Origin of the sequence: Caballeronia sp. LZ019 (genome assembly GCF_031450825.1) — a bacterium.
Taxonomy (GTDB): domain Bacteria; phylum Pseudomonadota; class Gammaproteobacteria; order Burkholderiales; family Burkholderiaceae; genus Caballeronia.
This window is the reverse complement of record NZ_JARTVZ010000003.1, coordinates 384,975-396,812: the sequence shown is the minus strand read 5'-3', so window position 1 is coordinate 396,812 and position 11,838 is coordinate 384,975. Positions and strand designations below refer to the sequence as shown.

8 protein-coding genes are annotated in these 11,838 nt (G+C 63.8%); 6 read left to right on the top strand and 2 right to left on the bottom strand.

Going from position 1 to position 11,838, the window contains the following annotated elements:
* Positions 1 to 196 precede the first annotated feature (196 nt).
* The 4 genes from P9255_RS10335 (at position 197) to P9255_RS10320 (ending at position 4,832) form a co-directional block, all read left to right on the top strand.
* Complete coding sequence (locus tag P9255_RS10335) at positions 197 to 1,108, top strand: LysR substrate-binding domain-containing protein (RefSeq protein WP_309767952.1); 912 nt, start codon at positions 197 to 199, stop codon at positions 1,106 to 1,108.
* Between the two features lie 122 nt (positions 1,109 to 1,230).
* Positions 1,231 to 2,559, top strand: coding sequence for an MFS transporter (locus P9255_RS10330; protein ID WP_309767954.1), 1,329 nt, complete (start codon positions 1,231 to 1,233; stop codon positions 2,557 to 2,559).
* A gap of 96 nt (positions 2,560 to 2,655) precedes the next feature.
* The gene (locus P9255_RS10325) at positions 2,656 to 3,864 is read left to right on the top strand and encodes a CaiB/BaiF CoA-transferase family protein (protein WP_309789446.1); all 1,209 of its coding nucleotides are present in this window, start codon (positions 2,656 to 2,658) and stop codon (positions 3,862 to 3,864) included.
* Entirely contained in the window at positions 3,861 to 4,832 is a 972-nt protein-coding gene (locus P9255_RS10320) for a hydroxymethylglutaryl-CoA lyase (protein WP_309767958.1), read from the top strand. Before P9255_RS10325 ends, P9255_RS10320 begins: the two co-directional genes overlap by 4 nt.
* Before the next feature lie 12 nt (positions 4,833 to 4,844).
* On the opposite strand, the gene P9255_RS10315 is transcribed toward P9255_RS10320, so the two are convergent.
* On the bottom strand, positions 4,845 to 5,684 hold the full coding sequence (locus P9255_RS10315) for a methyltransferase (RefSeq protein WP_309767960.1): 840 nt from the start codon (positions 5,682 to 5,684) through the stop codon (positions 4,845 to 4,847).
* Between the two features lie 82 nt (positions 5,685 to 5,766).
* On the bottom strand, positions 5,767 to 6,957 hold the full coding sequence (locus tag P9255_RS10310; RefSeq protein WP_309767961.1) for a glycosyl hydrolase: 1,191 nt from the start codon (positions 6,955 to 6,957) through the stop codon (positions 5,767 to 5,769).
* 469 nt (positions 6,958 to 7,426) lie between these two features.
* Between P9255_RS10310 and P9255_RS10305 the strand changes: the two genes are divergently transcribed.
* Both P9255_RS10305 and P9255_RS10300 read left to right on the top strand, forming a co-directional pair.
* On the top strand, positions 7,427 to 9,808 hold the full coding sequence (locus P9255_RS10305) for a filamentous hemagglutinin N-terminal domain-containing protein (protein WP_309789445.1): 2,382 nt from the start codon (positions 7,427 to 7,429) through the stop codon (positions 9,806 to 9,808).
* A gap of 654 nt (positions 9,809 to 10,462) precedes the next feature.
* Positions 10,463 to 11,806, top strand: a complete 1,344-nt coding sequence (locus P9255_RS10300; protein ID WP_309767963.1) for a beta-glucosidase — start codon at positions 10,463 to 10,465, stop codon at positions 11,804 to 11,806.
* Positions 11,807 to 11,838: the final 32 nt, after the last annotated feature.

Sequence of the window (11,838 nt, the reverse complement as noted above, 5' to 3'; positions counted from 1 at the left end):
TTCACTAGGCAATTACCCGTAGAGGGATACCGTTTAACTAGGGGCTTTCTTCGAAAGAGTGAGCGTGATGCAGTCAGATGTCATACGACTTACCGCGTGTTTTCAGATGGCTTTCGAAACGACGCTAAGACACTTGCCCGACGACGAACCGACTCCCTAGCGCACAATGGCGCGAATCGTCTCCGAGCCCTCCGCGATGAACCTGCACCGCCTCGACCTCGTCTCCCTGTCGCTGTTCAATCTCGTCGTGCGCGCCGGCAGCATCAGCAAGGGCGCGGCGCTCGCGAACCTGGCTGTCGGCGCTGCGAGCAAGCGCATCTCGGACCTGGAAGGCGCCGTCGGTTCGAGCTTGCTCGAGCGCCATTCGCGAGGCGTGACGCTCAGCGTCGCGGGACAGGCGTTGTATGACCACGCACAGCGCATTCTTCACGATGTCGACCGCCTCGCCGCCGATCTGTCCGACTATGCGTCGGGGATGGTCGGCATCGTTCGGCTGTGGGCGAATACATCGGCGATCACGCAGTTTCTGCCGTCCGAGATCGCGGCTTTCACCGAGACGAATCCGGGCATACGCATCGAACTGGAAGAGCAGAACAGCAGGGAAATCGTGCTGGCGTTGCTCGATGGCCGCGCCGATCTCGGCATCTTCGCGGACCGCACGCCGGCGCTCGGCATTCATTTGACGGACTATCGCGTGGACCGTCTCGTGCTCGTCATGCCCCGGACGCATCCGTTGGCCGGGCGACGGTCGATCTGCTTCGAAGAAGCGCTCGAATACGATTTCGTGAGTCTGTCGAAGGGAACATCCCTGGCCGAGCGCATGCAGATGGAAGCCGAAGCGCTCGGGCGACATCTGAAGCTGCGCATCCGCGTCCGCAGTTTCGACGCCATGTGTCAGATGGTGGCGGCCGGCATGGGCGTCGCCGTGCTGCCATCGCTTGCCGTTCATGCGCTCGTGCGATCGCTGAACCTGCGGCAGGTCGCATTGAAAGACGCATGGACCGAACGCCGGCTGCTCATCGGCATGCGCGATCCGGCCGCCGTCCCACGTCACGCTCGCCTGCTAGTCGATCATCTCTGCAACGCGAACAGCGAGCCGTCGGCTTAGCTTTCGCGAATCGCGAAAGCTCGTTTCGCCGCTTTGCGCTTTTCGAGGCGCGAGCGCGCCATCACCATGTCTCCATGCGCCATGAGAAGCGCACGATTCCTGACTGGTCACCGGAGACAAACGTGAACGAAGCCCTATCCGCCAGCATCGGCCTGGCGCCTCCCGACGAAGCCCGCACCGTTCGCAAGGTCGCCTGGCGGATCATGCCGCTCATCATGGTGTGCTATCTCTTTGCGTTCTTCGACCGCATCAACATCAGCTTCGCCAAGTTCGCGCTGCAGAGCGATCTGTCACTGACCGACACGGCCTACGGCCTCGGCGCGGGCCTGTTCGTCGTCGGGTACGTGCTCTTCGAAGTCCCGAGCAACATGATGCTCTACAAGGTCGGCGCGCGCCGCTGGATCTGCCGGATCATGATCTCGTGGGGCATCGCCACTGCGTTGATGGCCTTCGTGCAGACCGAGTGGCAGTTCTATACGCTGCGCTTTCTGATCGGCGCGATGGAAGCCGGCTTCGCACCCGGCGTCCTGTTCTATCTGACGCTGTGGTTCCCGGTGGCGTATCGCGGCCGCATCACGTCGACGCTCTTCCTCGCCTCGGCTTTCGCCGGCATCCTCGGCGCGCCCGTTGCGGGACTCGTGCTTTCGCAGATGGAAGGCGTGCTCGGCATGCGCGGCTGGCACTGGCTCTTTCTCGTGGGCGGACTGCCTTGCGTCGCGCTCGGCTATCTCGTGTTCAAGGTGCTGAAGGATCGTATCGAGGACGCGCCGTGGCTCACATCCGACGAGCAAGCGATGCTGTCACGGCGAATCGCCGATCAAAACCGGCACATCGGCGGGCACTCGTTGCCCGGCGCGCTGAAGACGCCCGGCTTTCTCAAACTCGGCCTCGTCTACTTCATGATCCAGGTGTGCTCCTACGGGCTGAACTTCTGGGCGCCGCATCTGATTCGCACCTCGGGCATCACGCATCCGACGACGATCGGCTTTCTCACTGCCGTGCCGTATATCTGCGGCGCAGTGACGATGGTCGTGGTCGGCCGGCTCTCCGATGCGAGCGGACATCGCAGCCGCTTCGTCGCCGCGCTCATGCTGCTCGCGGCCGTGGGCTTCCTGTGCGCGGGCCTCTTCGACAAGCACACGTCCTTTCTGATCGCCGCGCTGGCGGTGATGGGCGCGGGCATCATCGCTTCCATTCCGGCCTTCTGGGCGCTGCCGCCGAAGCTGATGACCGGCGCGGGCGCTGCGGGCGGCATCGCGCTCATCAACACGCTCGGTCAACTCGGCGGCATCGTCAGTCCCGTGATGGTCGGCCGCATCAAGGACGTCACCGGCAGCACCACACCGGCGCTCTATGCGATCGGCGGGCTTGCCATCGTCTGCGCGGCGATTCTGCTCTTCGCGCTGCCCGCCAGGCTGCGTGCAAGAGAAGCGCATGCATCCGCCAGTTGATGCGTCCGCCTCGACTCACGACGGACTTCCAGATGAAACCGATACACGACGTCCATGCCGCCTCGCCGGCGCGGACGCGTCATTAGAAGGAACACGATGATGAACCACGGCATATCCGCCGCCGCCTTGCAGGGACTGCGCGTTGTCGAGATGGGGCAACTGATCGCCGGGCCGTTCGCCGGAAAGACGCTCGGTGACTTCGGCGCCGACGTCATCAAGATCGAAGCGCCCGGCCGCGGCGATCCGCTGCGCAACTGGCGTCTGATCAAGGATGGCACATCGGTCTGGTGGCAGGTTCAATCGCGCAACAAGCGCTCGATCGCACTCGATCTGCGCAGCGCCGAGGGTCAGGAGATCGCGCGCAAGCTGATCGCCGAAGCCGATGTGCTCATCGAAAACTTCCGCCCCGGCACGCTCGAACGATGGGGCATGGGCTGGGACGAGCTGTCCCGCATCAATCCCGGCCTCGTCATGCTGCGCATTTCCGGCTATGGGCAAACCGGCCCGTATCGCGATTTGCCGGGCTTCGGCGCAATCGGGGAAGCGATGGGCGGGCTGCGTCACGTGACCGGCGAGCCGGGCCGCGTGCCGGTGCGATGCGGGATATCGATCGGCGATACGCTCGCGGCCTTGCACGGCGCCATCGGCATTCTGACTGCGCTTTATCACCGCAAGGTGAACGGCGGCGTGGGGCAAGTCATCGACGTGGCGTTGAACGAAGCCGTGTTCAACGTGATGGAAAGCCTCGTCCCCGAATACAGCGCGTTCGGCGCGGTGCGCGAAGCAGCCGGAAGCGCGCTGCCCGGCATCGCGCCGTCGAATGCGTATCGATGCACGGATGGCTTCGTGCTGATCGCCGGAAACGGCGACAGCATCTTCAGGCGCCTGATGGAGACGATCGGCCGCAACGACCTCGGCGGCGCACCCGATCTCGCCGACAACGCAGGCCGCGTCGCGCGGGCCGACGAACTCGACCGGGCCATCGAAGCATGGACGCTCACGCAGTCCGTGCAGCAGGTGCTCGATGTGCTCGGCGCGGCAGGCGTGCCGGCCGGCAAGGTGTACACCGCGAAGGATATCGTCGAGGACCCTCACTACCGCGCGCGCGACATGATCCTCTCGCAAACCACGCGCGACGGTTACGAAGTCGAGGTCCCCGGCGTCGTGCCGAAGCTGATGGGCACGCCAGGCACGGTGCGCAGTTCGGCTCCCGGTCTCGGCGACGACACCGACGCCGTGCTGCAGGAACTCGGCTATTCGACGCAGGACATCGCCGCGCTGCGCGGCAGAAAGGTGGTCGCATGACACTCTGGAACGGCGCCGGACGGCGCATCCATATGCAGGAAGTCGGCACGCGCGACGGTTTGCAGGCCGAAACGGCGTTCGTCCCGACGCGGGACAAGATCGCGCTCGTCGATGCGTTATCGCGCTCCGGCCTGGCCAAGATAGAAGTGACGGCCTTCGTCTCGCCGAAAGCGATTCCGGCCCTGAGCGACGCCGATGCGGTGCTGCGCGGCATCGAGCGCCGGCCCGGCGTCGTGTACAGCGCCCTCGTGCCGAACGTGCGCGGCGCCGAACGTGCGATCGAAGCCCGTGCCGACGAGCTGAATCTCGTCATGTCCGCGAGTGAAACCCACAATCTCTCGAACTTGCGAATGACGCGCAGCCAGTCGTTCGATGCGCTGTCCGAAGTCGCGTCGATCGCGCGGGATGCCGGGGTATCGGTGAACGTTTCGCTATCCTGCGCCTTCGGCTGCCCGATGGAAGGCGATGTGCCCGAAGACACGGTCATGGACTGGTGCAGCGCATTCGTCGGCAAGCTGGGCGCGCGCGGCATCACGCTATGCGACACCACCGGCATGGCCTATCCGACGCAAGTCGCGGCACTGACCCAAGCCTTCCGCGAACGATGGCCCGGCGTGGAACTGACGCTGCACTTCCATAACACGCGGGGTCTCGGGATGGCGAACGTACTCGCCGCGATCGATGCAGGAGCCGACCGTTTCGATGCGTCGCTCGGCGGCATCGGCGGCTGTCCGTATGCGCCGGGCGCGACGGGCAACGTGTGCACGGAAGAAATCGTGCATGGCCTCGAACTGATGGGCTACGACACCGGCGTGGACCTCGGCGGTCTCATCGATGCTTCGCGGCGCTTGCCGGCGCTCATCGGCCATGACATTCCGAGTCAGATCGTCAAGGCGGGCCGCCGTCTGGACCTGCATCGGCTGCCGGCCGACTTCGAAGCCATCCGGCAACGCGCACACAGCCGATAAACGAGACGACGCTCACGGCTTGACGAACCTGAGCGTCATGCGGTCCGATTCGCCGATGGCCGCAAAGCGCGAGCGGTCGGCATCGCCGCCTTCGTAAGTGGGCGGCAGCGACCACACGCCGTGCGGGTGATCCTTCGTATCCTTCGGATTCGCGTTGATCTCGCTGCGCGCGCTCAGCACGAAGCCCGCTGCCTGAGCACGTTCGATGACGAAGGCCTCGGTCACGTAACCGGTATCGATCATCTGCTGCACGCTCGCCCCCGGCCGCGCGCGATGCTCTTCGACGCCCAATTCCCCGCCATGCTTGAGCGCGCCGTAGAACGCCCGCAGGTTCGCATCGACTTGTCCGTCCTTGATCCAGTTATGGATATTGCGGAACGTGAGCACGCGGTCGAACCGCTCGGCGGCGTCGAAGCCGATGAACCGCCCGGCATGCAAAGTGCCGACGACAACCTTTCCATACACCGATGGATTGCTCGCGAGCTTGCGTCGATAGGCGGTGTCGCTTGCGCTGTCTTCAGCGGCAAGATCGGCGGACGTGCTCAGATATTGCGCTTCGTAGAGATGGCCGGCATCGCGCAGATAAGGGGCGAGAATATCCGTGTACCAGCCGCCGCCCGGCGCGATTTCCAGCACGGCTTGTGTCGGCGCGAGACCGAAGAACTGCAGCGTCTCTTTCGGATGGCGATATCCATCTCGCGCACGCGCCTTGTCCGCGCGTTGCGATCCGCCGATGGCGGCATCGAGCGACGTGTTGTCTTTGAGCGACGACGACGCGCAGCCTGCCAGCGCGAGCGCAACGAAGGTCGAAAGCGCGACCGAGCGCGCGCGGGCAAGACGAATGGCGTTCATGGCATCGGCGAGAGTCCGGTATTCGCGACACGATACCCGTTAATCGCGCGATGCGCTTTTCCCTTTCCAGCCGCCCCGCGACTTATACCGGGTTCGCCGCAATGAAGTCCTTGAACACGGCATACGCCGGATTCTTCGTCACGCCGTCGAGCTGCATGAGACCGTAGTTCCGGTCCATCACCGCATACATCATGATGGACTGAATGTTGTACTTGTCCTTGATCGCGCGATACTGCGTGAGCGCCCTGCTCGTATATGCAGCGGCCGATTGCGGCGTATCGTTCGCACCGGACCAGCCCCACTCGGTCAGCCAGATCGGCACGTTGAAAGAATCCTTCAGCACTTGCAGCACGTCGATGCACGCGTTGTTGCGGCCGCCGCACTGGATGTCGCCCGAACTCTTGTACCAGTGATAGCTCGTGAAGTCCCAGCGCAGCGACGCCGCGCCGCTCACGCCCTGCACCGTGCCATCGGGCGAGATGCCGTTCCACAGCATTTGCAGTGCGCCGTAGGCCATCGGAATGCCGACGTTCACGCCGCACTGGATAGTCGGATCGATAGCGCGCACGCCGTCGATCATGCCGCGCAGCGCACCGCGAAACGACGGCCAGCAGGCGGGGTCCCAGTCCGCGCGCGAACTGCCGTCGCCGGCGATCTTCAGGTCCACGTCAAGCTCGTTGCCGCACTCGATGTACTTGACGAGCCCCTTCAACGGACGCGTGCAGCGCACCGCGAGGTCATAGCCGAGCGCATAGGCATCCGCTTCGCTGCTGTGCGGGTCCCAGTGCGCCGACAGCGGATTGAACACCGGCAGGATCGATACGCCGCTGTTCGCGAACGGTCCCTTCAGCGCGTTGGCGAGCGTGGTCGCCATGCCGCCGTCGGCGATGTCGCAGCGATAGTTCGTGACGCCCAGATCCTGAAGGATGGCGAGCTGCGCAGCCGGCGGCATCGTCATGTAGATGCCTTCGCCCCACGCCATGTGACCGTTGATGCCGTAGAAAAGCCCGTCCGATGCGGCCGGCGCTTGCGAGCTCGCATCGTTCGCGTTCGTGTTCGCGGGCTGCGTCGCGTTGCTGGTGCTCGTGCTTGCGGTCGTATTCGCTGCCGTCGTCGTCGCGACCGGCGTTCCGTTCGTCGATGGCGTCGAGGTCGTCGACGACGCCGGGTTCGTGCTCGCGCTCGTCTTGCCGGCGGCCTGCGAATCGCTGCTGCCGCCGCCTCCGCCGCCGCAGCCGGCCAGCACGGCGCTGCCGGCCGACGCGAGCATCATCGCGAGAAAGGTTCTGCGCTTCGGTGCGTCGAGCGAAGCGGCGGGATGGGAGAGTCGGGGTCGTGAGGCTTGGTTCGGGACTGGCATGGCCGCAAAGGGTGGCGTTGATGCTCACGTTTACGGCCATGCGGGCACGGGCTTGAATCGTCTCTTGTATGTGCGCCGGAAAACATTCGGGGGTGACTGGCATTTTTACCGGCGCGGGGATGCGCTTGTCCATCGCGATGAGTTGCAGTACCCGGTCGATCCCGACTTGCAGACTTGCGAGTCATTCGCTCTCGCCACAACGGCACATTCTCCGGGCTGACGCCACAAGAATTCGAAGCGTGCCGCCGATCCGACACGAACGCAAAAGACTGTCGTTGCGCTTCGTTAGTGCTGCTACACTGCCCTGCCACCAGAGCGCCACTAAGCGACCAGATAATAGCGACCAGTAAGACGGGGAATGTCACAGCCCAAAGGGGGGCCTATGCGTCATTCAGTCAATCGTCTCGTAAGCGCCTTCGCAACCGGCAGTGCTGCCGGTCATGCAGGCGCGCGGGCGGCGTGCTTCACCATCCGCCCTCTTTCCATGTTCATCGCCATTGCTTGCGGGTCGTTCGCATCGGCCGCGATAGCCGCTCCGCCTCTGCCGCAAGGCGGGCAGTTCGTCGCCGGCGCGGGAAGCATCACGCAAAGCGGCGGCAACATGACCATCACGCAATCGGGGGCGCGCGGCGTCATTGACTGGAACAGCTTCTCGATTGCTTCGGGGCGGACGGTGTCGATCAACAACGGGACCGGCGCGACGCTCAATCGCGTGACCGGTAACGACGTCTCTTCGATCTACGGCACGCTCAAGGGAACCGGTACGGTCTACCTCATCAATCCGCACGGCGTGGTCGTCGGACCGCGCGGCGTCGTGTTGACGGGCGGCCATTTCGTCGCCTCGACGCTCGACATCAGCAACGACGACTTCGCTTCCGGCTATCAGGCCACGTTCACCGGCAACTCCAATGCGAGCGTCGTCAATCTGGGCAACATCAGTTCGACCGGCGGCAACGTGTATCTCATCTCCGCGAACAAGGTGATGAACGCGGGACGCATCGAGGCGCCGGAGGGATCGGCCAATCTCGTGGCGGGCCGTTCCGTGTCGCTGATCGACACCGGCTACGACCAGCAGATCGGCGTGGCCGTCGGCAGCCACGGCACGATCGCGAACGCGGGCGAAGTCCAGGCGGCGCTCATTAATCTGCAGGCAGCCGACGGCAATATCTTCGCGCTCGCGGGCCGCTCGGCCGCGTTGCGCGCGACTGGCACCGCCACGCGCGACGGCCACGTGTGGCTTGTTGCCGATACCGGCTCGGTCGATGCACGCGGCGCGCAGATCAGCGCACGCAATGCGGACGGCACGCCGTCGGGCGTTGACATGATCGGCCGGGACGTCAAGGTCGGCGGCGCGGACATCAGCGCGGGCGCGCTCAACATCACGACCGGCGAATTCACCGCCGATGCCGCGACCGCCGGCACGTTCACATCGAGCCTGAACCGCGGCACGTCGATCACGGTGAATGCGGACGGCACGGACGGCAGCGCCGGCGCGACCGGCAAGGGCAATATCGTCGTGCCGACGAACCTGCGCTGGAACGGCGCGTCGTCGCTCACGCTCAACGCGGCGCACTCGGTGACGATCGCGCCCGGCGTCACCGTCGCCAATGCCGGTTCGGGCTCGCTCAAGCTGTACGCGGACGCGCACGCGTTCAACAACGGCGGCAGCGTGACGAACCTCGGGACCATCGACTGGTCGCGCAGCAACGGCGTCATCTCCGTGCTTTACGACATGAACGGCGCGAATACGCCTGGCACGGTGCGCGTCAATCCGTCGTGGAGCGCCGCGCCCTATAGCGGCCTCGTCACGCAGTACACGGCATATAGGCTCGTCAATTCGATCGACGATCTGCGCGCGGTCAAGAACGATCTCTCCGGCACTTACGCGCTCGGCACGAGCCTCGGACTCTTCGGCGCGACGGGTCTCGGTGGCATCGGCACGGCGGCAACGCCGTTCACCGGACAGTTCGACGGCATGGGCCATCTGCCCGTGGGCCTCACGCTGGGCGGTGGCGAGACGGGGCTTTTCGGCGTCGTCGGCGCGAGCGGCATCCTGCGCAACTTCGTGCTTGCCGGAACCACGGCCACGGCGTCCAGCGGACCGGTCGGGATGCTCGTCGGCACTAACCGCGGCTATCTCGTGAACGTGGGCGCATCGGGTGTGATCACGTTGACGGGCGAAGGCTCCACGGTGGCGGGCGGACTGGCGGGCGAGAACTTCGGACGCATCGAGCAATCGTGGGCCGGCGGCAATGTCAGCGGCGGCAGCGCGGTCGGCGGACTCGTCGGCCGCAACGACGGGTTCATCGGCCAGTCGTATGCGCTCGGCTCCGCGGCGGCAAGCGGCCAGGGCGCGCTCGGCGGACTCGTCGGCATCAATAACGGCAGGGTCGTGCAGTCGTATGCGCAGGAATCGCTGACGGGCAACGGAGCCGTCGGCGGACTCGTGGGCGGCAATGCGGGCGGCATCTACGAGTCCTACACGACGTCCACGCTGTCCACCGGCGCGGGCGCGCGAGCGGGCGGCATCGTGGGCGGAAACCGCGGGTTGATCGCGTCGAACGTGTTCTGGAACAAGGAGTCGTCGGGCGTAGCCTCGCCGGTCGGCCAGGGCGCGGGAGCGCCGGCGTCAGCCGGGCTCACCGACGCGCAACTGGGCGATACGGCAAGCTTCGGTCCGACGTGGGACTTCAGCGCCAACGGCGCATGGGCAATGCCGGTCGGATCATTGTCGCCGGCGTTGCGGTGGCTGTACGGCTCCTGATAATCCGCAAGCGCATTTACGCTTTGAATGCCCGGCCCGCCAGCGATGGCGGGCTTTTTTTCGACCGCGAATGGCTCGTAAATGGCGATCCGATATCCGTGCAAATACCGGCTTCGCAAAACGCCCATTATTTGCGATTCCCATTTTTTGAACCGGTTGACACGCGAGTTTCAGCGCGTTCAGAAACCGCGATTTAACCATAGTCAAAAAAAGGTTACTTTTTAGCGCCCGCACGTTCGATAGAAAGTACATTTATCCGATGAAACGAGCAATGCGGCGATACGTAAGTTATGCCACCATTCATATGAACACATGCTTTCAAATGACCGGTTCTTATCGACGTTGAAGCCGAGACGCAAGACCTAATACGGGTTCCGTTCTTATTTGTATGCGCATGAATGCATAAATTGCCGCGCAAACGTTCACTGTTACATACCGTTACGGCCTTTTTCATACGGTAAGAAATAACGAGCAGGTACCATTGCTTTCGTCCGGTCAGCAAAAACGACTGCGAAACGCGCCTCTCATTTCTGAGGCGCACTGGTTGATCGCCTGTCTATTCCCTTCAGGTTCGAATCGCGAGTGCTTCGAAAAGCATTCAGGGAAGACCTTTTTTCGGCGGTCGGAATTGGAACACGTTCATCCAAACTCACAATGAAGAAAAACCATTTCATCGTTTATTCTTTCTGTGCAAGCTCGCTAATCCTGTCGGCATGCGGCGGCGGCGCGGACAATCTCCCGTCGAGCGTGGCAAACAGCGCGAATGATCCGGCGGCGGTTGCGAAAGCGGGCACGCAAGCCCCCTCGCCCAGCGGCACGACCATCCCTTCCGCCACGTCGATCGTCGATTCCTCGAACGCGGTCTGGACCGTGACCAACGGCGTGATTTATCGCGCGGGCCAGAAGGCTGGCTTCTCGCAGGCGGTCATCCAGTTGCTGTGGTACGGCGGCAAGATTTATCAGCAGAACGTGAACAAGCTGTGGTGGGTGTGGCAGAACAACACGTGGGTCACGTCCAGCGATCCGCGCACGGCGACGGCCGCCGCCGCTTCGACGGCGATCCCGTTCTTCGGCGTGAACGCCCACTACATTCAGGGCGGCGTGTATTCGTCGATCCCGCTCGCGACGCAATCCGCGACGATGGTCGACCTCGGTCTGACGAGCGTGCGTCAGGACGTCTACAGCAACGCGCAGATCGATATCCTCGCCGACAAGGTCATGCCGAACGTCGGCTCGAAGGTCAACGTGATGCCGCTGGTGATTCCTCATCCGTGGATGGACCCGACGCTCAACGGCCGCACGCCGACGGAAGCATCGGCTTACACGTACGCCTACAACATGGCCGCTTACGCGGCGACGCGCTTCAAGGGCGTGCCGGTCGTGGAGTTCGGCAACGAGTACGACATCGACGAGCACAATCAGCGCATCGCGAACGACGGCGTCAATGTCTCCGACTACGACAACAACACGTGGCCGATCTGGCGCGGCACGATGCGCGGCTCGTATGACGGCTGGCGCTCGGTCGACAAGTCCGGCCAGACGAAGATCATCAACACGGCGTCGACGGGCTTCCTGAATCTCGGCTGGTACAAGGGCATGCTGACCGGCACGCAGCCGGACGGTTCGACGGGCCATCCGAAAGTGCCCACGGACATCATCCAGTTGCACTGGTACTCGGACGGTCTCGATCCGGTGAACACGTGGGGCAAGGACGGCACCAACTATAACGTGCTCAAGATTCTTCACGACACATACAACCTGCCGATCATGTTCACCGAAATCGGCATCAACGCGGACTTCTCGACGGCCAAGGCGCAGGCTTACATCGCCAAGACGATTCCGGAGCTGTACGCGGCGCGAAGCACGTACAACGTGATCGGCTTCAACTGGTACGAGCTGTATGACGATCCTAGCGGCACGTTCGGCATCCTGACGAATGGCGGCGCGAACAAGGCGGTCTATTCGTCGGTGAAGGCGGCGGTCGCGGCCTCGAAGTAAGTGTCTCCGGGCGGAGCGCGTATCGCGCTCCG